This window comes from Salinisphaera shabanensis E1L3A (genome assembly GCF_000215955.2).
Lineage (GTDB): Bacteria > Pseudomonadota > Gammaproteobacteria > Nevskiales > Salinisphaeraceae > Salinisphaera > Salinisphaera shabanensis.
This window is the reverse complement of record NZ_AFNV02000013.1, coordinates 100,030-124,660: the sequence shown is the minus strand read 5'-3', so window position 1 is coordinate 124,660 and position 24,631 is coordinate 100,030. Positions and strand designations below refer to the sequence as shown.

Here is a 24,631-nt window from a genome sequence, read left to right as displayed (position 1 = left end):
GCGGCTATTTCAGCAGCCCCCTAAATGTTTTCTTCAATTAATATTTTACAGCTAACCGCCGCTAATAATGGCGTTGGTTAAATGGTGGACCGTGGTTGACGGGTTGCCAAGCGGGTCTCCTTCCAATTCTCTATTAACAATACTGGAAGTTGCTCTCTTTTCAGCTGATTCGTAAGCATCGGAAATAGCACAATATTGAATCCGTTTCTTTTTGGCTGAATAACCGGGACAAGCTTCCTCTAACTTTTTCTGAAGATCATGCCGATGGATTGGTGCTTGATAATCGCAAATATGAAATAGCAACCAAATTTCGAAGCAAGGGTTGCTAATAGCAAGCTCTATATCACTCGCACGCGCCAAATCTAGCGCTTCATGATACTTAGGATGCTCGTCGCGATCGAATACAGCCCAGACCGAAAAAAAACCCTCGAAGCTGTTGCCAGAGCGCTTCGCTTTTCTTAGCTGCTCCGCTTTTAGCGATTTAGCTTTGGCCACGATCGTCGCTGGCTCGCCAGCAGCTTCGCAAACCTCCACCTTAACTAGCGGATTCCTAACATAGCGATAAAGCTGATCGAAATAATCTGGTTCGGTGGTTTTGCCCTCGCAAACAATAATAATTTTTTGCTTCGGTTCTTTGGATTCGCGCTTCCTTCGAAGCGTTTTCGTTTTAGGAAGTTTTCTGGCAGCCATTATCCGACTAATTCGTTCGCGCTATCGAAAGTACCCAAATACGGGATAGCGCCGTACCGACCGGACAAATATCCTTTCTCGAAGTTGTCCCCTTTTCGAGTTTTGATATCCGAGAGGGGGTACAAGCATGTAGCGCCGTCCTTCGACTTTTCAGTAAACCAAATTTGATCTCGCCTTAGCACTTTTTTATCTAACAGGTTCGTATCATGCGTTGTGAAAATAAGCTGCCCTCTATTCGTACGATCAGCGATAGCGTTGAACAGGTGAACTAGACGCCTAGACAGAAGAGGGTGCACGCTGCTATCCAATTCATCTACAACAAGCAGTTTTCCGTTAGCAAGGGCATCTAGCGCTGGTCCAAGCAAGTTTAAGAGCGTTATAGTGCCACGACTCTCTAGCTCCATATCAAGGTCGACATTCGATCCGTCAGCTGACTTATGAGAAAAAAGTATTTTTCTTAGCTTGTCTTTCTCGGAAAGCTGCGGAAAGGATGAGAGATGCTTGCTGAACAGTTCTTCGAGGTCTCTATGGATTGCAAGATGCTTTTCATCAAGATCTTCTTCTTCAACTCTTATGTCATCAATGCCTATGTCAGCATTTTTCATAAATGACACAATTTCGGCTCGAAATTTCTCGTTTAAAAGAAATTTCTCGTAATTTTGTGGCCTATTTAATTCCGACGACCTGTACGCGATCCGACCTTTGAAATAAGAATGAATGGGAGATAGCTGATGGTGGTTGTTACGCGCCGCAGACGATAAGAACAACGTGTTTGGAGTGGTTAGATCCGAAATCGTTTTGTTCGACCCTTCAGCTGACGTCCAAATAGTATTCAGTACCTTCTTTAGCGTTACGATGAAACCAAACCTGCCTTTGATTATTGGGGAAAGCGTAAAGCCATTCCTCTAAGATGATTTCGTCGTTACAAGCAAACCCGTAGTGATAGTGCACTTCTTCATGTATGAAATCGACATCCACCTCAGTCGGCTGTAGAGCATATTGCTTGCCGAGTTTAAACGGCGCCCGCGTTACACCCTCGCTGGCGTCTCTGGCAACATTTTGTCCGGAGATCGTCTCTTTAAGGAAATCGATTGCTTGAATAAAATTAGTTTTACCGGATGCATTTGCTCCGTATATCGCGGCCGCGGGGAGAATCTTTAGCTCTAAGCCGGGCACTTCGCGAAGTTGCGCCGCTGCGTCTTTCTTCTTCGTCGCTACTAGCGATATCTCTTGGTAATCGCGTATCGAGAGAAAGTTGGAGCAACCGAACCGAAGTAACATTGACGGCGACCTCGCCAGAGGGAAATGGGGTTTCAGCGCGGGAATTATGCAAAAAATCGCGCAACTCTGCTAGTGAGTCGGTCCTTTTATGAGCGTGATTGCACAGTAAGTAACCACGGCTTTACTGAGGATCACGGATTCAGGCGACAGTACATTCCGAATTCAGGGGACAGTATATTAGTGTCTTGCTTGAATTCGTTCGGAAATAACTGTCGAGTAAAGCGGTTGCATATCGGATGCGCGTGGCGAGGGCTAATGCCTCTCGCTTCGCGATGACTGCAAACGTCACCTACAGATTTTACGGTCGATAAGCACGACGTCCGGCCCACGCGCTCGGTATCATGCGCGTTTACACAGCGCTCCACGCCGCCCATGACCATCGAAAACCAGAAAGACCTCGACGGCATTCTCGCCATTGGCCGCATCGTCGCCGAGATTCGCGACGCGATGCTGGCGGCGGTCGAGCCGGGGATGACGACGCTTGAGCTCGATGAAATGGGCGGGCAGATGTTGTCGCGGCTGGGGGCTACCTCGGCGCCGATGAAGTGCTACGACTTTCCCGGCTTTACCTGCATCAGCGTGAATGAAGAGGCCGCCCACGGGGTGCCGGGCGCGCGGGTGATCGGTGAGGGCGACATCGTGAATGTCGATGTGTCGGCCGAGCGCGATGGTTATTTCGCGGATACGGGTGGTACGACCGTCGTTGCGCCTGTGGCCGATGAGAAGGCAACGCTATGCCGGGCCACGGAACTGGCGCTAGAGCGCGCGCTGGGTCAGGTGCGTGCCGGCGCGCCGATCAACATGATCGGCAAGGCGATCGAGGACGTGGCGAAGTCGCATCGGTTGAAGATCATCAAGAACCTGGCCGGTCATGGCCTGGGCCGGTCGTTGCATGAAGATCCCGAGGCCATTGTCGGCTTTTACGATCGTAAGGACCGTCGCCGGTTGGAATACGGGCAGGTGATCGCGGTCGAGCCGTTTTTGTCGACGCGTAGCACGTTCGTCTCGGAAACGGATGATGGCTGGACGCTGGTGGGCGATCCGGCGAGTCGTTCGGCCCAGTTCGAGCATACGGTGATCGTGACGGACGGGGCGCCGATCATTGCGACGCGTTCGCTGCAGGCAGCCTGAGGTTTGCCTGGCCTTGCATAGGCATGCCGGGGCGATCGGTTCCTGGTTTGGCAGCGCTCCATGGCCGCATTTCGTTGCTGCATACATTCATTGGGGCGGGTATAGTCCGCGGTTTTCGTGTCCTTACAGCGAGAGCTCATACGAATGAAGGACTTGCGTGACAGCCACGTGCCGGCCTGGTTCTGGGTCGGTGTGCCGGTGGTGTTGTATTTCGGGCATTACGTGTTGCGGGCGGTAACGCCGTTCGAGTTTTTCGACCGCTACATACTTCACGAGTCCGGGGCCACGGAGCAGGGCACGGTGCTCGTGCTGGTCCTGGCGCTGCTTACGGGCTTGCTGGTGTTACGACAGATTAGTTCGCTGGGCGACGCGTCTGCTGTTGTTCTTTGGTTTGTTCTGTCTGGGCTGCCTGTATTTCGGCGGCGAGGAAGCCAGCTGGGGGCAGCACTGGATGGGCTGGGATGCGCCGGATCAGTGGGCCGCACTCAATAACCAGAACGGAACCAACCTGCACAATTCCAACGGTTTGGCCGGGTCGCTGCTGGATCAGTTGCCGCGCAATCTGTTGACGCTGGCCGCGCCGATCTCGGCGCTACCGTAGTCCTCTTGGGCGAGATAGCTGGTATCCATCCACGGGATGACGAGATAGGTGAACAGGGCGTTGAGGGCGATCACGGCGAGCACTGGCACCATTGCCAGCCACATGCTCGGGCGGCTGGCCCGTTCTTCCTGTGCATCGGCGTCTGTGGCGCCATGCGAGCCGTAGCCTTCGCCGGCGGCGGCCGCGCGTGCGCGGCGCCGATTGAGCCACAGCGTACCGAATACGAGCATGCCTAGCCCGGCCAGCGTGCCGAAGACCGGGGCGGCAAACGGCGTGGTATTGAAGTAGGGCATGGGGATCGCGTTCTGGATCGCCGGCGTGCCGGGAAACGCGGTCATGGTGAAGGTGAACGAGCCTAGCGCGAGCGCGGCGGGCAGCAGACGCTTGGGCGTGTGCGAACGCCGAAACAGTTCGTTGCCGATGGGATAGACCGCAAACGCCACCACGAACAACGACACGCCGCCGTAGGTGAGTACGCCGCAGGCGAACACCACGGCGGCAATGGCATGGCGTGCGCCCATGGTATTGGTAAACCACTCGGCGATCGTACGCGCCGAGCCCGAGTCGGCCATGAGCTTGCCGAAGATCGCGCCCAGCAGAAACAGGGGGAAGAACTTGACCAGATAGTCGCCCAGCGCCGGCATGAACACCTGCGTATAGGTCGCGAGTATCGGCAGCCCGCCGGCGAATACGGTCGCCAGTAGTGCCAGCAACGGGGCCAGGATCAATACGTTGATCCCGCGATAGGCCAGATACATGAGCAGCGCGAGCGAAAGAAAGATGCCGATCAGGCCCATCGGGTCGTTCCTTCTGAATGGTGTTGCCGACCGATTCGAGTCGACGGTGCGATACGGCTGGCGAGCGAGCGTGTCTGGCTCGGAGTTGTCGACCGGGCCACGCTTATCCGTCGCCGTCTAGATCGCAGAGCCTGCGGGAAAACGGCTTTGCTGTCTCGCATTTGCGACTAGAGTCGCATAGTCGCTCGGCGGGTGCGGCCCGCGATTGCAATTGGAAAGGCCGCCGGGTTTATCGCGGCTTGGCCGCATGGCGGCTCGTGTCCAACCGTTGTGCGGTGATCCGGCAAGCCGGTTTAAGCACCGCTGCGAGCGCTGTTGGTGCCATGAAATCGAACAGGGCAGAACGCCGTTCGATGACGCGTACAGGCGTGGGCATGACCGGCGGTGCAACGGGCTGATAAAAATAAATATTTTTAAATCAGATAATTATAGACGTCAATTAAGTCGCGCACGGTTTGATCTACGTCAAAGCCGGTCCTAGAGGGTCGTCCTAGGCTTTATCCAAATCTCTCTGGAAAAGCAGTTCATGGCCGACGAAAAACCCAAGCTTCGATTGGGCGCACTGGTGTCGCTGGTTGCCGGTTCGATGATTGGCGCCGGGATATTCAGTCTGCCCCAAAACATGGCCGCGAGCGCCAGCGCAGGCGTTGTATTGGTGGGCTGGCTGATCACCGCGGCCGGCATGTTGATGCTGGCATTCGTGTTTCAGACGCTCTCCAACCGACGCCCCGATCTGGATGCCGGCATCTATGCCTATGCCAAGGCCGGCTTTGGCGACTACATGGGCTTTTCGTCGGCCTGGGGTTACTGGATTAGCGCCTGGCTGGGCAACGTCAGCTACCTGGTGCTGGTCTTCAGCACGCTGGGCTACTACTTTCCCATGTTCGGCGAGGGCAATACGGTCGCGGCCGTTGTCTGTGCCTCGATCCTGCTTTGGCTGCTGCATTTTCTGGTACTGCGCGGCATTCAGCAGGCCGCATTCATCAATACGGTTGCCACGATCGCCAAGGTCGTGCCGATTTTATTGTTCATCGTCATCGTGGCGTTCGCTTTCAAGCCGTCGGTCTTTTTCGACGATTTCTGGGGCACCGGCAATACCGACCTGGGCAGCTTCATGACCCAGCTGCGCGGCATGATGCTGGTCACCGTCTGGGTGTTCATCGGCATCGAGGGCGCGAGCATCTATTCTGCCCGTGCACAGAACCGTAGCGATGTCGGCAAGGCGACGGTGATCGGTTTTCTCGGTGTGCTGCTGTTGCTGGTGGCGGTGAGCGTGCTGTCGATGGGCGTGCTGAGCCAGCCAGAGCTGGCCAACCTGCAGGACCCGTCGATGGCGGGCGTGCTTGAACATCTGGTGGGCCACGTGGGGTTCACTTGTGATCAGTATCGGCCTGCTCATTTCGCTAGGCGGGGCGCTGCTGGCCTGGACACTGTTGTGCGGCGAGATTCTGTTCGCCGCGGCCAGCGACCACACCATGCCGGGCTTTCTCAAGCACGAGAACGCGAACCATGTGCCCAGCAATGCGCTGTGGTTGTCGAACGGTTTCATCCAGCTGTTTCTGGTCATCACGCTGTTCAGCGAATCGACCTACCTGAGCCTGTTGTATCTGGCCACGTCGATGATTCTGGTGCCGTACCTGTGGTCGGCCGCTTACGCATTGCTGATGAGCTGGCGCGGTGAAACCTACGAAGGCCAGCCCGGACGCCGGCGCAAGGATATGGCGATCGCGACTGTAGCGCTGGCCTACAGCCTGTGGCTGCTCTATGCCGGCGGCATTCAATACGTGCTGCTTTCGGCACTGCTGTATGCGCCGGGTGCGGCTCTTTTCGCCAAGGCTCGGCGCGAGCAATCCAAGCCGGTTTTTCAGCCGTTCGAGTGGGTGATTTTCGCCCTCGTGCTGGCCGGCGCCGTTCTGGCGGGTTACGGCCTTTATGCCGGTTTTCTCTCGCTTTAACCCTTTCATCCTATCTCTCTGACAGGAGTTCTCATGTCGCAACCTCTCGGCGTTTATTCGGAAATCGGCAAGCTGCACAAGGTGATGGTGTGCGCGCCGGGGCTGGCGCACCAGCGCCTGACGCCATCGAACTGCGACGATCTGTTGTTCGACGACGTCATCTGGGTGAACGAAGCCAAGCGCGATCACTTCGATTTCGTCAACAAACTTCAAGAGCGTGGCGTGGACGTGCTGGAAATGCGCGATCTGCTCACCGACGTGCTCGGCAACCCCGAGGCACGCGCCTGGATTCTGGATCGCAAGATCACGGCCGATCAGGTCGGCGTCAGCCTGATGGGCGAAATCCGTGCATGGCTCGAAGAGCAGCCCCCGCGTCAGCTTGCCGAGTATCTGCTGGGCGGCGTGTCGGCACGCGACGTGCCGGAAAGCCTGGGCAGCTCGCTGGTACGCATGTTCGGCGAATACCTCGGCTATGCGAGCTTCATCGTGCCGCCGTTGCCCAATGCGTTGTTCACCCGTGATACCACCTGCTGGATCTACAACGGCGTCACGCTCAATCCCATGTACTGGGAAGTACGCCGCCAGGAAACGCTGCTGACTGCGGCCATCTACAAGTTCCACCCGACCTTCGCCAACGCCGATTTCAATATCTGGTACGGCGACCCGACCGTAGGCCACGGCATGGCCACGCTCGAGGGCGGTGACGTCATGCCGATCGGCAACGGTGTGGTTCTCATCGGCATGGGCGAACGCAGTTCGCACCAGGCCATCGGTCAGCTAGCCCGTTCCCTGTTCGACCACGGCGCCGCGGAGCGCGTGATTGTCGCCGGCCTGCCGAAGTCCCGTGCGGCCATGCATCTGGATACGGTATTCAGTTTCTGCGATCGCGATCTGGTCACGATCTATCCGGAAGCGGTGAATGCGATCACGCCGTTTAGCGTGCGCCCCGACGATTCCAAGCCAGCCGGTCTGGACGTGCGCCGTGAAGACAAGTCCTTCGTGGATACCGTTGCCGAGTCACTGAACCTGAAACAACTGCGCACGATCGCCACCGGCGGCGACAGCTACGAAGCCGAACGCGAACAGTGGGATGACGGTAACAACGTGGTCGCCGTCGAGCCGGGCGTGGTCATCGGCTACGACCGCAATACCCATACCAACACGCTGCTGCGCAAGGCCGGTGTGGAAGTTATCACCATCGATGCCAGCGAACTCGGTCGCGGTCGCGGCGGCGGTCATTGCATGACCTGCCCGATCGCGCGCGACGCGGTCGACTACTGATCCGCCGTCTGGTTCGTCCTCAATTCTTTTAATCGGGAGTGCCGCTCATGGCCTTCAACATGCATAACCGTCATCTGCTCAGCCTGATGCATCACAGCACGCGCGAGCTGGTCTATCTGCTCGATCTGTCGCGCGATCTCAAGCGCGCACGCTATACCGGCAGCGAGCAGAAGCATCTACGCGACAAGACATCGCGCTCATTTTTCGAAAAGACCTCTACGCGCACACGCTGTGCGTTCGAGGTGGCGGCCTATCAGCAGGGCGCGAACGTCACCTATATCGATCCAAGTTCCTCTCAGATCGGGCATAAGGAAACGATCAAGGACACCGCGCGTGTACTCGGGCGCATGTACGACGCCATCGAATACCGCGGCGCGGATCAGCACACCGTCGAGCAGCTTGCCGAATTTGCCGGCGTGCCGATCTTCAATGGCCTGACCGCCGAATATCACCCCACCCAGATGCTCGCCGACGTGCTCACCATGCGCGAGCACAGCGACAAGCCATTGCACGGCATCAGCTATGCCTACCTGGGCGATGCCCGCTACAACATGGGCAAGTCGTTGCTGATGATCGGCGCGAAGCTGGGCATGGACGTGCGTATCGCAGCGCCCAAGGCGCTCTGGCCGGAGCAGGCGCATATCGAGGCCTGCGAGAAGTTCGCGGCCGAGTCCGGTGCACGTATCACGCTCACCGAAGACCCGGCCGAAGCGGTCGCGGGCGTGGATTTCATCCATACCGACGTCTGGGTATCGATGGGCGAGCCGATCGAGGCCTGGGCCGAGCGTATCGACATGCTCATGCCGTATCAGGTCAATCAGTCGCTGATGGCCAAGGCGAACAACCCGCGGGTGAAATTCATGCATTGCCTGCCGGCGTTTCATAACGCCGATACCAAGGTTGGCAAGCAGACGATCGAGCAGTATCCGCAGCTCAAGGATGGCATCGAAGTCACCGAGGCGGTGTTCGAGTCGCCCGCCTGTATCGCCTTCGATCAGGCCGAGAATCGCATGCACACCATCAAGGCGGTACTCGTGGCCACGCTGGGCGATATCTAGCGCTCGTATCCAGCCCTCATCCTTTACCAGCCACGGTCGGGTTGTACCCGGCCGTGGCGCAAGTCGTGATCGGCACGGGCCGATCCTATCGGAGTATCTGCATGCGTATCGTCACCGCTCTGGGCGGCAACGCGCTATTACGTCGCGGCCAGCCGCTGACCGCTGAAAATCAACGCGCCAATGTGCGGGTGGCCTGTGAACAGCTCGCCCGCATCATGCCCCAACATGAAGTCGTGATCGCCCATGGCAACGGCCCGCAGGTGGGTTTGCTAGCATTGCAGGGCGCCGCCTATGAAGAGGTCGAGCCCTATCCGCTGGATGTACTTGGCGCGCAGACCGAGGGCATGATCGGCTATGTGATCGAACAGGAACTGGGCAATCTGTTACCGGCCGAAGCATCGTTCGCGACGATTCTCACCCAGGTGGAAGTCGATGCCGACGATCCGGCGTTCGCGCATCCGAGCAAGCCGATCGGCCCGGTCTATACGCGCGAACAGGCTGACCGCATGGCCACCGACAAGGGTTGGGCAATCGCGCCCGACGGCGACATGTTTCGACGCGTGGTCGCCAGTCCGCGCCCGCAGCGTGTGTTCGAGATCCGCCCCATTAAATGGCTGCTGGAGAAGGGCAGTGTGGTCATCTGTGCCGGCGGCGGCGGTATTCCTACGGTTTACGACGACAACGGTCAGTTGCGTGGTGTGGAAGCAGTTATCGACAAGGATTATTGCGCAGCGCTGCTGGCCGAGCAGGTGGAAGCCGACCTGCTGCTTATCGCGACCGATGTGGACGGCGTGTACGTGAACTGGGGCAAGCCCGATCAACAGGTTATCGCCGAGGCCTCTCCCGATGCCCTCGACGCCGACCAGTTCGCCGCGGGCTCGATGGGGCCGAAGGTGGGTGCGGCCTGTCGTTATGCGAGCCGGACCGGTGGCACAGCTGTCATTGGCTCGCTGGCTGATATCGAAGCGATCGTGGCCGGCCATGCCGGCACACGGGTGAGTACGCAGTATTCCGGCGTGAGGTACCGCTAATACCATGGCGGCAGACAATCAAAGCAAGCAGATTCGGGTCGAAATCGTATGCCCCGTTCAGGGGCCGATCTTTTCCGGCCAGGCCGATATGGTCGTCGTGCCGGCGGCGTACGGCGATGTCGGTATCGCGCCGGGGCATGCACGGATGCTGACGCGTATCGAGCCCGGCGTGGTGCGCCTGGTCAATTCCGGTCAGGAGTCGATCAATTACTTCGTATCCGGTGGTTTTCTCGAAGTCGAGCCGACGCTCGCGACCGTGCTTGCCGATACGATCGAGCGAGCGGCGGATATCGACAAAGCCGCGGCCGAAAAAGCACGCGAGAGCGCACGGGCGAGCCTGCGTGAGGCACACGAGCGTATCGATCGCGAACGTGCCGAGTACGAGCTGGCTCTGGCTGCCGCGCGTATCAAGGCGCTTGAGAAGGGGCGAAAAGGCTACTGACGCAACGCCGCCCGTCCACAATCGATAGACACGCGCCTATGGTGTGCAGATAAAGCTAGCGCGGGCCACTGATGGTCTGTCGGTGTGTCGTAGCGCGTTATTTGAACGGCGCGTGCGACAACCGACGATAACGCCCTAATCGCCGCGCTGTTGCTCGGCCTCGCGCAGCACGCGCCGACTGGTACGTGCCACGGTCCAACCGATGAGCACCACAACGACGATGGTCGCCACCAGCCCGCCGCCGTAGAGCAGCCATTCGTTTGTGCCCCATTCAGCCGGATTGGTCGCGCCCAGCAGTTTCTGGCCGCTGGCGCCGAGCCAGATCAGAAACAGTTTGATCGGCAGCATGCCGAGCACGGTCGCAACCAGAAACGTCGTCCAGCGAATGGTGCTGGCACCGAGTACGTAGCTGGTGAGGTTGAAGGGCACCGCGGGCGACAAGCGGATCAGCACCGTGATCCAGAACCCGCGTTGTTCGACCGCGGCTTCGATCTGCTGGGCGAGGCGGTTGCTGTTCACCTTGCTCGATACCCAGTCCCGTGCCAGCCAGCGTCCGCAGACAAAGCCGATATTGGCGGCAATGAGCGCGCCGACCAGAACCGCGGCACTCCCTGTCCAGAAGCCGAATATCGCACCCGCGATCAATTCCACCAGGCCGGTAGGCGCAGCGAGTGCGCCGAGTGCGCCGTAGATCAACGCAAAGATGACGGGGCCAGCCCAGCCGAGCGACTCGAACTGGCTGCGCGTATCGCGAAACAGTTGTCCGAAGTCGAATACGGTCGAGCCCAGTATGAAAACGAGTACGGCGATCGCGAGCAGCGCCACACGTAGTTTGGTTTTATTCGACAACGCAGGTTCCTAGGCAGACAGCTGGATCGGGCGGCTCTGTCGGCAGTTTGTACGCCGGCAGGCCCGGCCGGTGTCGGAGGGCTTGAACGCTATTGTCGCACCCGCGGGCCCTTGGGGCACGGCATTGAATGACGGCGTGCGACTAAAGATTTTGTATTCGCGGCCGCTATTAACGGTGCCATTTATATTGCGCACAATATAAAAGCGCATAAGGTAATAATGAATACCGTCGCATCCGACGCGGGTTTCGCGCCCGCTGTGTCAGACAATACCGCTTCCTTCGATACGGCCGGTTCGGCCGGGCAAAAACACAAGACCAAACGCAACACGCCGCTCAAGCACAAGATCTGCTGGGTCGCGGCTGCGCTCGTGCTCGGCTTGTCGGGCGTCGTCGCAGACGTGGCATGGGAATCGCGCAGCCGGTTGTATGAATCCCGCCAGCAGGGCCTGCGCGATAGCGTGGGCATGGCGGTTAATATCGTGGACGGACTCAAAAGCGCCGTCGACCAGGGCGAGATAAGCGTCGACGAAGCAAAAAGCCGGGCTGCGGCAGCGCTGTCCGATATGCACTTCGGCGCAAATGACAATAATTACGTTTTTGCCATCGATTCCGACCTGCGGGCCGTTGCCCACCCGCGTCTGGCTGCCGGTGAAGATCTGTCGAACGTCAAGGATCAGGACGGCGTCTTCATGTATCGCCGTATGCTCGAAATCGCGCGCGCGGACGGCAAGGGTTTCGTCTATTACGCGACCCAGCGTGTCGCCGACGGCCCCGAGCTGCCCAAGATGAGTCTGGTGGAGCATTTCGAACCGTGGGACTGGACGATCGGGGCTGGCGTTTATATCGATGACATTGCGGCCACGTTTCATCGTGAGTTGCTCAAGTATGCGCTGGTGCTGGGCGCGTTCGGCCTGTTGATGCTTCTGATGCTCGTATACCTCGCGCGCGCGATCTATCGTGATCTCGGCGGTGAAACGTATGAAGCGCGGGCGCAGCTCGAAAACGTGGCACGCGGCGATCTCGCGACGGCGTTGACGCTGGACGCATCGCGTGAAAACAGTTTGATGGGCAGTGTCGAAAACATGCGCCGGGATCTCGCAGAGCTGATCGCCGGTATCGGTCATGGCAGCGAGTCGATCGAAGGTGCGGCCCGCGAGATCGCACAGGCGAACGCCGATTTGTCGGCACGAACCCAACAACAGGCGGCGTCGCTTGAAGAAAGCGCGGCAAGCCTGGAGCAGTTGACGGCGACAGTGGCCAACAATGCCGAAACCACGCGGCATGCGAGTTCGATTGCCACCGACAGCCGTACGGCGCTCGATAACAGTCGGCAACTGGTGGGCGATGTCGTCGATGCGATGGACCATATCCGTCGCGATGCCGATGAAATTGCCCAGATCACGACGGTGATCGACGGCATTGCGTTCCAGACCAACCTGCTCGCGCTCAACGCCTCGGTCGAAGCGGCGCGTGCCGGCGAGCACGGGCGCGGTTTCGCGGTGGTCGCCGAAGAAGTGCGCAAACTCGCGGCCCGCTCGGCTGAGGCAGCGAAGAACATTACCGGTTTGACCGAACGCTCGGTCAAGCAAGCGCGCGAAGGTTCGGAGCGTGTCGAGCAGGCACGTGAATCGATGGCGACACTGGGCGAACATGTCGAGCGCACGCAAGGCTTGATGACCGATATTTCGAATGCGACCAGCGAACAGTCCCACGGTATCGGCCAGGTCAATCAGGCCGTAGCTCAGATGGACGAGATGACCCAGCAGAACGCAGCCATGGTCGAACAGGCTGCCGCTGCGTCCCAGTCGCTGCGCGAACAGGCCGAATCGCTACGCCAGCGCATTCTGCGCTTTCGTATTGGTTGATACGCGCTATCGACCGGCATGAGCGGTATCCGCCTGCCGGGCTGATAGCGGCGCTCGCTTGCGCCGATGGCCGTGCGATGACAAGCGGGCAGCTAAAGCCATTCATGTTACGCGCGCGGCGGCCTTTACTGTGTACCCTGCGTATCGGCCGCCCGCTCGTGGCAGGGCGGCACAACCCGACACGACAAGGAACAATCGGTCGCTATGAGCAATCTCTCCAAACTCGCCGCGGTCGTCGGCGGCCTCGTGATTCTGTTCGCCCTCGGGCTGATCGGCTACGTGGTCGCCCCGTACTTCGTTGGCGAATCGGCCGAAGATCGCAGCGCGTTTCTGCATGATGTCGCCGAACAGATCAATACGGATCTGCCCTCGCAGGTGGATGAGAGCACCCGCCTGGAGAGCACCACGGTCGATGGCGAAACGCTGCAGTTCAACTACACGTTGCTGCCGCCGCTGGCCAACGATCTCGACTCGGAGAATTTCATGGACCGCTATGGCGCCGGCATCCAGCAGATCATCTGCGAGAAGGGCCGGCTGCGGCGCATGCTGCAGAAAGAGTTTCGGATCGCCTATCGATACCGGCTCGACGACGGAACCGAGCTGGGCGATATCGATGTCGGCCGGGCCGATTGCGGGGTTTGAGTCGCCCCTTTTGTGTGTGGGCCTGGCCGGCGTGCTCTGCGCCGCCATCGCGTCAGTTCTCGCTAGCCCAACCTTGCAACGGGATTGATGTAGGCCGCCACCGTGGTCGATGCCAGCAAGGCGTCGACACTTGCGCCCGCTTCTTTGCCTGCCCTGATCAGGGCTCTCAACCACCACGTCGGGTTTTGGTATCGCGTGGTCTATAGCGATCTGGTCGGGGCAGGGCAGGCGGCCGGTCTCCACTGTATCCATCCGGTATTCGGCCATGCCGAAAGCACGGCACCGAGGGCAGGCATTTGCCGCGGCAATAGCACGTCACGTGGCGGACGCAAGTGGCGTATCGGTGCCGGGCGGTAACAGGTTCGCGGATTCGGCGTCGGCCCGCGAATCCTTCCCATCGGTTCGATTCAGCGCCCCAGGGGCGATTGCCGCGGTTCGAGCTGCGCGTTCGATTGCCTCGTCACACGGTACCGACGCTGGCTGCTGTGTTGGCGCATCCACCCGCTACCGTTCTGCGAGATAAGCATCTCCACTCTTGCATGAGACCGGTGAGTGCGCCGCCCCCGCCGCTGCGGCGGCCGTTAAAATTGATTGCTTTAAGCAACGTTATAATATAACGTTGCTGCAATCGCGCTGGGGCGCGCTTTTATTCGAGGGAGTCATGCCTGCTGTAGTCAAGAAAGTCCTGCCGGTAATCGGCTGGGGGATAGGCGCCTGCGTGCCTGTGATGTCGATCGCTGCGGAAAACGAAACCGCGCCTGCGAATCTTATGGTCGAGGAACTCGACCTGATGACCGTTTCGGCGCTACCGCTGGGTACCGATCCCGCGTATACGCCGGCATCGTTCGATCTGCTCGAAGGCGAGGCACTTTTCGAGCGCAGTGCCGCAACGCTGGGTAACACGTTGGACGGCTTGCCTGGCGTGCATTCCGATACGTTCGGCGCCGGTTCGAGCCGCCCAGTGATTCGCGGTCAGACGTCGCCGCGTGTGAGCGTGCTTTCCGACGGTTCGGCCCTGTTCGATGCCTCGGCCATATCGCCCGACCATGCGATTACCGTGGACCCGCTGCTCTCGGAGCGAATCGAAGTATTGCGCGGGCCGTCGACACTGCTTTACGGCGGTGGCGCGATTGGCGGCGTCGTCAACGTGATCGATAGCAAGATCCCCAAGGAGATGCCCGACGGCCCGTTCGAGGGTTTTGCCTCGGTGCGTGGCAATACCGTGGCCGACGAGCGCGCGGCGGCCTTCGGCGTGACCATGCGGGCGGGCGACAACTTCGCCTTGCGTGCCGAAGGCGCCGATCGCGATGCCAACAACTACGAGGTCAACGGTTTCACTCGGCCCACGATCGATGGCACGTTCGCCGAAAGCAGCGTCGGCTCGCTGGGTGCGTCGTGGATAGGCGAGAAGGGCTATCTGGGGGTGGCGTACACCGGTCGTGCGGATACTTACGGTTTGCCTGGCCACAGCCATGAATTCGAAGGCTGCTCGGCGCTGGGCAGCACCCTGGCCTGCGACGACGTGCACGACCACGACCATGGTCACGGCGCGCACGATGCACCGTTCGTCGATCTCGACAGCCAGCGTGTCGACGTGCGCGGCGAATACCGCGATCCGATCGCCGATATCGAACGCGTGAAGATGCGGTTTGGTCGCAGCGACTACCGCCACGACGAAATCGAGCACGGTGAGATCGGCACGACCTTCCGCAACAAGGGCTACGACACGCGTGTCGAGGTCGAGCATGCGCCGGTCAGGGGCTGGGCGGGCGTCGTGGGCGCCCAGTATTCGGACTCCCAGTTCAATACCCGGGCCTGGAAGCGACGATGCCCAAGACCGATACCGAAATCGTCGGCCTGTTCGCTGTCGAACGTTATCGAATCAACGACGAATGGCGTGCGGAGCTCGGCGCGCGCCAGGAATGGCAGGATCTCAGCCCGGTCGATGACGTGCGCGGCCGCCCCGATGTCGATAACACCGCGACGTCGCTGTCCGGTGGGCTGGTCTGGGAATTCCGCCCGGATTACAACCTGGCGCTGTCGCTTTCACGCTCGCAGCGCCTGCCCAATGCCCAGGAAACCTATGCACGAGGCGTGCATCTGGCCACCAACACCTTCGAGTGCGGCCTGCTCAGCTCCGAGTTCACCTGCGGTGGGCCGGGCAGCGGACATGACGTGGAGCCGGAAACGTCGCACAACGTGGGTCTGAACCTGCGCAAGCTGGCAGGTGATCTCACCTTCGATGCGGGGGCGTTCTACAACCGTGTCGATGACTATGTGTATGCGCGCACGCTCGATCAGATCGAGGAATTTCGCCTGATCAAGTACACGCAGGACGAAGCCGAATTCGTCGGCGGCGAGCTGGAAATGACCTATCGCTGGAACGATCTCGTTTCAACCACGCTGTTCGGTGATCTTGTGCGCGGAAAGCTGACCGGCCCCGAAGGCGATCTGCCCCGTATTCCGGCCGACCGTGTCGGCATGCGCGTGGATGGCACCTGGCGCGATTTTGAAGCGCAGGTGGAGTATTTGCGGGTACGCGATCAGCGTCGCATCGCGGACTTCGAAAGCGAGACGCCGGGCTACAACATGCTCAATTTCATCACCAGCTACCACCTGGACCTGGAGCAGCGCTACAGCGTCTACCTGCGTGGCAGCAATCTGCTCGGCGAAGAAATCTTCAACCATTCCTCTTTTCTGGCGCGCACGGTGCCCGAGCCGGGCCGCAACCTGACCGTCGGCGCGCGCGTCGAGTTCTAAAAAAACTTCATTATAAAACGTTATAACAAATAAAAAGGGAATCCGGTCAATGAAATTCGATTATCGTCGCGGCGTGTTCATAGCCGCTGCATTCTGCGCGAGTCTTGCTTTGACGGCGTGCAACAACGATACCGGCAGCTCAGAGCTGCCCGGGGAGAGCGACGAGCACGATCATGATCACGACCACGGCGGTATCGACTCCGCCGGGCGTTTGATCATTACCCATGCCGATGGCACCAACTCTCGCGTGCATGTCTACGACCTGGAAGACGAGGCCATCGTCGGCAGTTATGCGCTGACGTATCCGGCGAGCTCGATCTATGCCAGCCCCGAGCATCGGTACGCGCTGTTGTTTCAGCGTGACAACGACCAGATCCAGGTGCTCGATAGTGGCCTGCATTTGCATGACGATCACGTGCATGCGGATGATCCCGCGATGCTCGGCTTCATTCTCTCCGGTATTCGGCCGACGCATTATCGCGTGAATGACGGTCAGGCCGCTGTGTTCTACGACGGCAATGTGGACGCTGGTGCGCTGGCCGGATTCGCCCTGCTGACCGACGAAAGCCTGGCCGCCGGGGGCGTGGTCGCGAGTCAGTCGTTGTCGCCGGCGCATCACGGCATCGCCGAACCGCTGGATGGCTTGGTTCTGGCCAGTGGTGTATCCGGCAGCGACGGTCGGCCGGACGGGATCGATATCTACGAATTGCATGGCGATCATTTCCATGGCGAGGGCGCGCTTGCGACGGCGTGCCCGGGGCTGCACGGCGGCGCGTCGAATGAGAGCTTCTCCGTTTTCGGCTGCACGGATGGCGTGCTCGTGGCGGAGTTGCATGGCGATCATTTCCACGAGGCGAAGCTCGATATGAGCGAACGCGTGGCAAGCGTGCTCGGCCATCACGGTCTTGATCATTTCGCCGCGTTCGCATCGCCCAGCACCAACCTGTACGAGATCGATCCGTCAGTAGACAGTGTCAGTGAAGTGGATTGGCGCGGTGGCGCCGAAAGCAGTCCCGGACAGCCGGTCAATGCGGTTCGATATGCGCTGGACTCGCACGGCGAGCATCCGCTGATTCTCGACGATGCCAACACCTTGCACGTGCTGGAGACGAGCGATTGGCGCGTGGCCGCTCGCCTGGCGCTGCCACTCGGTGAGAATACGAATACAGCGCCAGCGCTGGCATTCAGCGGCGCGTCGCATCACGCCTTCGTCACCGATGCGGCCAACCAGTCCATTCATCGAATCGATCTGGAAACGCTGACGCTCGATAGCGAGACGATCGCACTCGATTTCGCGCCCGAGGGTCTTGCCTGGACCGGCATTGCCGGTGCCGCGGACGATCATGATGGCCATGGCCATGGCCATGGCCATGGCCATGACCACGACCAGTGATCGATAGGCGGCCCGTGGGGGCTATCTCGTAGCCGCCGGTCCGTTGTTTGCAACCGTGCAAGTTGTAAGTCCGCGGTAGCGCCCGCTTTGGCGATGGGCCATTGCAGGGACGGCGGGCGCAGGCTCAGGTGGTCGCCAGGTGGGCATGGGTCGCGAGAGCGCGTGGCGCAGGCCGAACGCGAGAACGGGTAGAGCGACCGCCACGCGAAGAGTCCGGTCGTCGACGAGGCGGATCGTTGTGATCCGCCTCGTTCGAACGAGAGCCGGCTAGAACATCTCGGAGGCGCCGATCTCGCGCTCGCCGCCCGAAGGATCGTAGCGATTGTTGATGTGATCGCCGGTGATCATTTCCTTGTAGCTCTTGCCGGGGCCGACCATCGGGTAGACGCCGGCATCCGGATCGACCACGACTTCGAGGAAGGCCGGGCCCTGGAATTCGAGGAATTCCTTGACCACGCGTTCCATGTCGGCCGGATCGCTTAAACGCACGGCATACTCGTAGCCGTCGGCTTCGGCGGCCTTGATGAAGTCCTTCTTGTGTAGCGACTTGTCCGAGGCGGACAGGCGGCCCTTGAAGAACAGCTTCTGCCACTGTTTAACCATGCCGTCGCCGTTGTTATTGAGCACGACGACCTTCACCGGCAGGTTGTAGGTGGTGACGGTTTCCATTTCGCCGATGTTCATGCGAATGGAGGCATCGCCGTCGATATCGATGACCAGCTTGTCACGACGCGCGAACGCGGCGCCGATCGCGGCCGGCAGGCCGAAGCCCATCGTGCCCATCGAGCCGGAGGTCAGCCACAACCGTGGCTCGCAGAAATCGAAATACTGTGCTGCCCACATCTGATGCTGGCCGACACCGGTGGCGATGACCGCACGACCTTCGGTGTTGCGGTTGATCTCTTCGATGACCGCGTACGGCTGAATCAGCGCGGTATCGCGATCGTAGTTCATCGCAAAGTCGCGCTTGAGCGCGGCGACTTCCTCATGCCACGTCGAATAATCGGCCGAGAAACCGTTTTCGCGGCCATACGCGAGCACCCGCGACAGGCTGGGTGCGAACAGGCCCACGTGGTGCCAGTCGACCGCCTTGACCTTGTTGATCTCGGAGGCGTCGGCATCGAAATGCACGAGCGACTTGGCGTTCGGTGCGAACTTGTCCGGCACCCCGGCCACGCGATCGTCGAAGCGCGCGCCCACGGCGATGAGCATGTCGCAGTCTTCCACGGCATAGTTGGCGAACGCCGTGCCGTGCATGCCGAGCATATGCAGCGACAGCGCGTCCGTGGTGTCGAACGCACCGATACCCATGAGCGTGGTCACGACCGGGATCCCGAACGCCTGGGCGAACGCAGAAAGCTGTCCGGCCGCGTCGGCGTTGATTACACCGCCGCCAGCATAAATCAGCGGACGCTCGGCTTCGCCGAGCAGTTCGAACAGCTTGGCGCATTTGTCGTCGGTGAGCTGGCTTTCACGCAGCGCGCGCATGCGCTGGCGGTAACCGGGCACGGCCAGCAGCCCGCGGCCGCGATATTTGCCTTCCCAGTTCTGCACGTCCTTGGGAATATCGATCACGACCGGGCCGGGGCGACCAGAACGCGCGATCTCGAACGCGGTACGCACGGTGGCCTCCAGCTTGTCCGGATCGGTGACCATGAATACGTGCTTGGCCGCGCTGGAAAAGATATTGGACACCGGCGCTTCCTGGAACGCATCGGTACCGACCGCGGCGCGCGCGACCTGGCCGCAAATCAGCACGATCGGCACCGAATCGGCCATGCAATCGCGCACCGGCGTCACGCAGTTGGTCGCGCCCGGGCCGGAGGTGACCATCGCCACGCCGACCTTGCCGGAGGCGCGCGCATAGCCCGCAGCCATGAAGCCGGCGCCCTGTTCGTTGGCGGGCACGATCAGCGGCATCTGGTCGTGATTGTCGGCGTTGTAACGAAAGATGGCGTCGTAGGTCGGCAGAATGGCGCCGCCGGAATAGCCGAAAATCGTGTCCACGCCTTCGTCGGCCAGCACCTGTACGATCATCTCCGCACCGGAGAGCGAGGCGCCCGACAGTGGATGAGAATCGGTCGGCGTGGCGGCAGACTGGGCGTTGCGCATGGGTGCACCCTATGACGGCGTGGAAAACGGGCGATTATAGCGCACAAGAAAGACGCATCGGCGCGCGCGTTGAGCAAACAAGGGCGATTCGGTTGCTTCGCTCGGGTATTGGGCGTATTTTGCGCCGTTTGCACGCGCGCGAAGCTGCCTGAAATAAAGGCTGGAAAGGGATGAGACACGTCATATCGGTTCTGATGGCCAATGAAGCCGGCGCGCTGGTGCGCGTGGCGGGTATGTTCTCGCAGCGCGGCTTCAATATCGAAAGCCTGAACGTAGCGCCTACCGAAGACAGCACCGTATCGCGCCTGACCCTGGCCACCACCGGCACCGAGGACGTGGTCGAACAGATCAATCGCCAGCTGCTCAAACTGGTGGACGTGATCGACGTGCTCGATATGACCGGCGACGCGCATCTGGAACTTGAGCTCGCGCTTATCAAGGTACGTATCAAGGACAGCGGCGTGTCGATCGAGGCGTTGGCCGATCCTTATGATGTGGACGAGATCAGCCGCCACGGCGATCTGGCAACGTTGCGTTATCTCGGCGACGGCGCGGGGCTGAACACATTCGTAGCCACGCTTGAGCAGGCGGATGTGCTCGTGGAACTCGCCCGCAGTGGCGCGGTAACCATGACACCCGGTGCCGAAGGACTGCACTATCAGGTGCCCACGTCCGAATCGGCCGAATATTTCTAGTCCATTCAGAATATTGCGGCGCGTAGTTCGCTGTATTGTTTAAAAAGCAGGAGAAAGACCTTGAGCATGAATGCGTATTACGACAAGGACGGCGATCTGTCCCTGATTCAGAGCAAGAAAGTCGCCATTATTGGCTACGGCTCGCAGGGGCATGCCCATGCAAACAACCTCAAGGACTCCGGCGTCGACGTCGTCGTCGGCCTGCGTGAAGGTTCATCGTCGGCCAAGAAGGCCGAGAACGCCGGCCTGAAGGTCGCCAGCATCGAAGACGCGACGGCCAGCGCCGACGTGGTCATGATCCTGACCCCGGACGAACACCAGGTCGCGCTCTATAACGAGCAGATCGAGCCGAACATCAAGCAGGGCGCAGCGCTCGGCTTTGCGCACGGCTTCAACGTGCACTTCGAGCTCATCGAGCCACGTGCCGATCTTGACGTGATCATGATCGCGCCCAAGGGCCCGGGCCATCTCGTGCGTGCCACCTACGAAAAGGGCGGCGGTGTGCCGAGCCTGATCGCTGTGGCCCAGGACGCCTCCGGCCAGGCCAAGGACGTAGCGCTGGCCTATGCGGTGGCCAACGGTGGCGGTCGTGCCGGCATCATCGAAACCAGCTTCCGCGCGGAAACCGAAACCGATCTGTTCGGCGAGCAGGCCGTGCTGTGTGGCGGCACCATCGCGTTGATCCAGGCCGGTTTCGAAACGCTGGTTGAAGCTGGCTACGAGCCGGAAATGGCCTATTTCGAGTGTCTGCATGAAGTCAAGCTCATCGTGGACCTGATCTACGAAGGCGGCATCGCCAACATGCGCTACTCGATCTCCAACACGGCCGAGTACGGCGACATCACACGCGGCCCGCGTCTGATCACGGACGAAACCAAGGCCGAAATGCGCAAGATTCTGTCGGAAATCCAGACCGGCAAGTTCGCGCGCGAGTTCATCGGCGAACACCAGGCCGGCAACCCGACCCTCAAGGCAAGCCGTCGTCTGGCGTCCGAGCATGAAATCGAGCGTGTGGGCGACAAACTGCGCGGCATGATGCCGTGGATCGCCAAGGACAAGATCGTCGACAAGTCGCGTAACTGATCCTGGCGCGCTGACTCGGCCACACTGAAACGGATTCCGCCGCATGCGGCGCAAGACGCTCTTTCATCTCGTGCCGGAAGGCTGGGCCGTACTGGTGGGTCTGGCTGTGGCGTTCTTTATCGTGAACGCCGTAGTCAGCTTCTGGGTGGCCAGCCCGATCCTGGTGTTGCTGGTCATGGCGGGTCTCTATTTTCGGGACTCGCCACGCAACGTGCCGGCCGAACCGCTGGCGATTATCGCGCCGGTCGACGGCAAGGTGATCCATCGGCGGGAATGCTACGACCCGTTTCTCGACCGCGAGGCCATCAAGCTGTCGTTACGGGTCGGCCTGCTGGCCAACTATCTGATCCGTTCGCCGGTCGAAGGCACCGTGGTGGAGCTTTCGGGCGAGGCGGTCGAAAACCTCGACGGCTGTGCGTCGCACATACGCACCGACGAGGGCGACCATGTTGTCATCGTCATCCGTGAGGGGCGGCTTTTCGGGCGGCGCCCTTGTCGCAGCAATTACGGCGAACGCGTGGGTCAGGGCCGCTGTTGCGGCATGCGCCGGTTGGCGCGGCGGGTCGATCTCTATCTACCGGTGAACTCACGGGTCGAAGTCGAACTCGGCGACTCGGTGCGCGGTGGGGCCTGCGTGCTCGCCAAGCTCGTGCATAAACCGACCACCCGTGGCACTGACGGCGAAGATGTTGCAACGGGATTCTCTGGCCCTATAGGTCTGCGCCGCTCGGTGCTTTAGACTTGGGCCATGAGTGATAACGAATCCGTGCGGGACAGCCGCCGCAAGCGGGGCATCTATCTGCTGCCCAACCTCTTTACGACTGGCACCCTGTTTGCCGGTTTCTACTCGATCATAGCCGCCACCCAGGGCCGCTTTGTCGTGGCAGCGGTGGCGATTTTCGTTGCCATGCTCACAGATATGCTCGATGGTCGCGTCGCACGGATGACCCATACCGAAAGCGATTTCGGCATTCAGTACGATAGCCTCGCCGACCTTGTCGCCTTTGGCCTTGCGTCGGGCTTCTTGGCGTATGTGTACAGCCTGGAAAGTCTCGCTTACTACAGCAATGTGGCGGGCAAACTCGGCTGGCTGGCCGCGTTTTTCTATACCGCAGCGGCTGCACTGCGCCTGGCGCGGTTCAATATCACCCGCGGCGGCGCGACCGAGAAGAAGGTCTTTCTTGGATTGCCCAGCCCTGCAGCAGCTGGCTTGCTCGTCGGTTTCATATGGGCCAGTGCCGATTTCGGTATCGATGGCAGCACGTTGGTGTTGCCGGTGCTGGCGCTCACGATCGCGGCGGGCGCGCTGATGGTGTCGAACGTGCGCTATGCCAGTTTCAAGGATCTGGATTTCGGCGAGCGCGTGCCGTTTCGCTATATTCTGATCATGTTGGTCGTGTTCGTGGCGATCGTGATCGACCCGGCGCGTATTCTGTTTCTGGGTTTTCTGATCTATGCCTTGTCCGGTCCGATACAGGCACTGCGCCGACGCCGTCGTCGCCATACGCCGGGCTGAACGCGGCACTTTCGTGGTGGCCGGGGCCCAGACCCGATTGAGCTAATGCCAGGAGCGAGCCATGACGCCCGGCGATCGTAAACGCATGCTGGATGCACTGGGGTTGGTCGACTGGCGGCCGCGCCCCGATCGTATTCATGCGTCCACCGGTAACGTGGCTGATGAACCCGCGGTTGCGGCGGCGGCTGACGTCGTAACGGACGAACAAGCAATGGAGCGTTCGCCGGCCCCACCCTCGGTCGAGCAGGGCGAGGCCGCGCCTGCACAGGCAGATGCGTCACTGGATGAGGCGCCGGCTGCATTCGCGAGCGCTCGTGCCGAGGCATCGGATGCGGTGGCGGAACACGATCAGCGCGACGAACCGGCCGATCCCGTACCCGAACCACCTGTCGAGCCGAGCACGCATGGTCAGCCCGGCGATGTCTCGCAAATGGATTGGGACGAACTCGAAGCCTGGCTTGCCACCTGCGATCATCGCGGCGCAAGCCGACCCGTATTCGGTATCGGCGCGCGCGATGCTGATGTGTTGATCGTGGGCGAAGCACCCGGCGCGAACGAAGACGCCCAAGGCGTGCCGTTCGTGGGCCGTGCAGGCAAATTGCTGGACCGCATGCTGTTTGCGATCGGCTGCTCGCGCGAGACGAATGTCTATATCACCAATATCTGCAAGTTCCGGCCACCCAATAACCGGGATCCGAACGCCGATGAAGTGGCTGCCGATTGGCCGGTGCTCGAGCGCCAGATCGAGCTGATGAATCCGAAGCTGGTGGTCGCGGTTGGCCGTGTCGCGGCCCAGACGCTGCTCGACAGCAAGCAAAGCCTGGGCAAGATGCGGGGCACGCTGCATCGCTATCCGCGCCGCGAGCTGGACGTACTGGTGACCTATCACCCGGCGTTTCTGTTACGTAGCCCCGGGCAGAAGGCCAAGGCCTGGATCGATCTCAAGCAGATCGCACGGCGGATCGCCCAGGCATGAGCGTCGAGCCACGCCAGCTTGTCGAAGTGCGCGGCATGCACGTGCGTGACGTGCCCGCGGTGCTGGAGATCGAACAGGTTTCCTACGGCTATCCCTGGAGCGAACGTATCTTTCGCGACTGTCTGCGCGTGGGCTATCGCGGCTGGGTGGCCACCGATCTCGACTCGCGCGTCGTCGGTTATGCGCTGCTATCGGTTGCGGTCGGTGAAGCACACGTACTCAACCTGTGTGTGGCGCCGGATGCGCGCGGTCATGGTGTGGCCGATCGGCTGCTCGATGCGCTGATCGCCCAGGCCGAGCATGAGTGCGCCGAGCGGGTACTGCTCGAGGTACGTCCATCCAACAAGGCGGCACGCCGGCTTTATAAACGGCGCGGTTTTCAACGCATTGCCTCCCGGCCGGGCTACTATCCTTCCCCGGACGGCCGCGAAGACGCTTTGCTGCTCGAACTGGCGCTTGTCTAGAACCACAC

Annotated in this window: 21 protein-coding genes and 3 pseudogenes; 18 read left to right on the top strand and 6 right to left on the bottom strand. The window is 60.4% G+C overall.

The genetic code is table 11. The features are described from left to right. Positions 1–51: 51 nt before the first annotated feature. The 3 genes from SSPSH_RS09955 to SSPSH_RS19695 are packed head-to-tail and all read right to left on the bottom strand — an operon-like array spanning position 52 to position 1,971. Complete coding sequence (locus tag SSPSH_RS09955) at positions 52–690, bottom strand: RloB family protein (protein WP_006914252.1); 639 nt, start codon at positions 688–690, stop codon at positions 52–54. Next, positions 690–1,457 carry an ATP-binding protein gene (locus SSPSH_RS19700; RefSeq protein ID WP_161627826.1) on the bottom strand — a complete coding sequence of 256 codons (768 nt, stop codon included), beginning with the start codon at positions 1,455–1,457 and terminating at the stop codon, positions 690–692. The genes SSPSH_RS09955 and SSPSH_RS19700 overlap by 1 nt, the downstream gene beginning before the upstream one ends. A 43-nt stretch (positions 1,458–1,500) precedes the next feature. After that, a complete protein-coding gene (locus tag SSPSH_RS19695) occupies positions 1,501–1,971 on the bottom strand; it encodes an AAA family ATPase (protein ID WP_021031662.1) in 471 nt (156 codons plus the stop codon). A 372-nt stretch (positions 1,972–2,343) separates the two neighbouring features. Between SSPSH_RS19695 and map the strand changes: the two genes are divergently transcribed. Both map and SSPSH_RS09935 read left to right on the top strand, forming a co-directional pair. After that, positions 2,344–3,102 (top strand): type I methionyl aminopeptidase, encoded by a 759-nt coding sequence (map, locus tag SSPSH_RS09940; protein ID WP_006914254.1) that lies wholly within the window; start codon positions 2,344–2,346, stop codon positions 3,100–3,102. Between the two features lie 144 nt (positions 3,103–3,246). Next, complete coding sequence (locus SSPSH_RS09935) at positions 3,247–3,594, top strand: hypothetical protein (protein WP_006914255.1); 348 nt, start codon at positions 3,247–3,249, stop codon at positions 3,592–3,594. A 93-nt stretch (positions 3,595–3,687) separates the two neighbouring features. Here the strand turns inward: SSPSH_RS09935 and SSPSH_RS09930 are convergent. After that, positions 3,688–4,500: pseudogene (locus SSPSH_RS09930) on the bottom strand (GntP family permease); the annotation flags it as partial. A 526-nt stretch (positions 4,501–5,026) separates the two neighbouring features. Here SSPSH_RS09930 and arcD point away from each other — a divergent pair. The 5 genes and pseudogenes from arcD to SSPSH_RS09905 all read left to right on the top strand — a co-directional run bounded on the left by arcD (position 5,027) and on the right by SSPSH_RS09905 (position 10,267). Further along, a pseudogene (arcD, locus tag SSPSH_RS19905) lies at positions 5,027–6,455 on the top strand (arginine-ornithine antiporter). A 33-nt stretch (positions 6,456–6,488) separates the two neighbouring features. Then, the gene (gene arcA / locus SSPSH_RS09920; protein WP_006914259.1) at positions 6,489–7,736 is read left to right on the top strand and encodes an arginine deiminase; all 1,248 of its coding nucleotides are present in this window, start codon (positions 6,489–6,491) and stop codon (positions 7,734–7,736) included. A gap of 47 nt (positions 7,737–7,783) precedes the next feature. Continuing rightward, the gene (locus tag SSPSH_RS09915; protein ID WP_021031660.1) at positions 7,784–8,794 is read left to right on the top strand and encodes an ornithine carbamoyltransferase; all 1,011 of its coding nucleotides are present in this window, start codon (positions 7,784–7,786) and stop codon (positions 8,792–8,794) included. Positions 8,795–8,895: 101 nt separating this feature from the next. Continuing rightward, the gene (gene arcC, locus SSPSH_RS09910) at positions 8,896–9,825 is read left to right on the top strand and encodes a carbamate kinase (RefSeq protein ID WP_006914261.1); all 930 of its coding nucleotides are present in this window, start codon (positions 8,896–8,898) and stop codon (positions 9,823–9,825) included. 4 nt (positions 9,826–9,829) lie between these two features. Further along, positions 9,830–10,267 carry a F0F1 ATP synthase subunit epsilon gene (locus SSPSH_RS09905; protein ID WP_006914262.1) on the top strand — a complete coding sequence of 146 codons (438 nt, stop codon included), beginning with the start codon at positions 9,830–9,832 and terminating at the stop codon, positions 10,265–10,267. A 135-nt stretch (positions 10,268–10,402) separates the two neighbouring features. On the opposite strand, the gene SSPSH_RS09900 is transcribed toward SSPSH_RS09905, so the two are convergent. After that, on the bottom strand, positions 10,403–11,116 hold the full coding sequence (locus tag SSPSH_RS09900; protein WP_006914263.1) for a TVP38/TMEM64 family protein: 714 nt from the start codon (positions 11,114–11,116) through the stop codon (positions 10,403–10,405). Positions 11,117–11,335: 219 nt separating this feature from the next. Between SSPSH_RS09900 and SSPSH_RS09895 the strand changes: the two genes are divergently transcribed. The 5 genes and pseudogenes from SSPSH_RS09895 (at position 11,336) to SSPSH_RS09875 (ending at position 17,777) form a co-directional block, all read left to right on the top strand. After that, complete coding sequence (locus tag SSPSH_RS09895) at positions 11,336–12,982, top strand: methyl-accepting chemotaxis protein (RefSeq protein WP_006914264.1); 1,647 nt, start codon at positions 11,336–11,338, stop codon at positions 12,980–12,982. A gap of 204 nt (positions 12,983–13,186) precedes the next feature. After that, positions 13,187–13,624, top strand: a complete 438-nt coding sequence (locus SSPSH_RS09890; protein ID WP_006914265.1) for a hypothetical protein — start codon at positions 13,187–13,189, stop codon at positions 13,622–13,624. Between the two features lie 661 nt (positions 13,625–14,285). Beyond that, positions 14,286–14,705: pseudogene (locus SSPSH_RS19465) on the top strand (TonB-dependent receptor plug domain-containing protein); the annotation flags it as partial. A 746-nt stretch (positions 14,706–15,451) separates the two neighbouring features. Continuing rightward, positions 15,452–16,384 (top strand): TonB-dependent receptor domain-containing protein, encoded by a 933-nt coding sequence (locus SSPSH_RS19460; protein ID WP_021031658.1) that lies wholly within the window; start codon positions 15,452–15,454, stop codon positions 16,382–16,384. A gap of 49 nt (positions 16,385–16,433) precedes the next feature. Further along, positions 16,434–17,777 (top strand): hypothetical protein, encoded by a 1,344-nt coding sequence (locus SSPSH_RS09875; protein WP_006914266.1) that lies wholly within the window; start codon positions 16,434–16,436, stop codon positions 17,775–17,777. A 267-nt stretch (positions 17,778–18,044) separates the two neighbouring features. On the opposite strand, the gene ilvB is transcribed toward SSPSH_RS09875, so the two are convergent. Next, on the bottom strand, positions 18,045–19,889 hold the full coding sequence (gene ilvB, locus SSPSH_RS09870; protein WP_006914267.1) for a biosynthetic-type acetolactate synthase large subunit: 1,845 nt from the start codon (positions 19,887–19,889) through the stop codon (positions 18,045–18,047). A gap of 170 nt (positions 19,890–20,059) precedes the next feature. On the opposite strand from ilvB, the gene ilvN reads away from it, so the two are divergent. The 6 genes from ilvN to rimI all read left to right on the top strand — a co-directional run bounded on the left by ilvN (position 20,060) and on the right by rimI (position 24,623). Beyond that, entirely contained in the window at positions 20,060–20,584 is a 525-nt protein-coding gene (gene ilvN, locus SSPSH_RS09865) for an acetolactate synthase small subunit (RefSeq protein WP_006914268.1), read from the top strand. A 66-nt stretch (positions 20,585–20,650) separates the two neighbouring features. Continuing rightward, positions 20,651–21,667, top strand: a complete 1,017-nt coding sequence (gene ilvC, locus SSPSH_RS09860; protein WP_006914269.1) for a ketol-acid reductoisomerase — start codon at positions 20,651–20,653, stop codon at positions 21,665–21,667. Between the two features lie 43 nt (positions 21,668–21,710). Then, positions 21,711–22,406: a phosphatidylserine decarboxylase gene (locus SSPSH_RS09855; protein ID WP_006914270.1), complete on the top strand. Its 696-nt coding sequence runs from the start codon at positions 21,711–21,713 to the stop codon at positions 22,404–22,406. Positions 22,407–22,415: 9 nt separating this feature from the next. Further along, a complete protein-coding gene (locus tag SSPSH_RS09850) occupies positions 22,416–23,183 on the top strand; it encodes a CDP-alcohol phosphatidyltransferase family protein (RefSeq protein WP_006914271.1) in 768 nt (255 codons plus the stop codon). A 61-nt stretch (positions 23,184–23,244) separates the two neighbouring features. Then, complete coding sequence (locus SSPSH_RS09845) at positions 23,245–24,159, top strand: uracil-DNA glycosylase (RefSeq protein ID WP_006914272.1); 915 nt, start codon at positions 23,245–23,247, stop codon at positions 24,157–24,159. After that, entirely contained in the window at positions 24,156–24,623 is a 468-nt protein-coding gene (gene rimI / locus SSPSH_RS09840) for a ribosomal protein S18-alanine N-acetyltransferase (RefSeq protein WP_006914273.1), read from the top strand. The genes SSPSH_RS09845 and rimI overlap by 4 nt, the downstream gene beginning before the upstream one ends. Positions 24,624–24,631 lie beyond the last annotated feature (8 nt).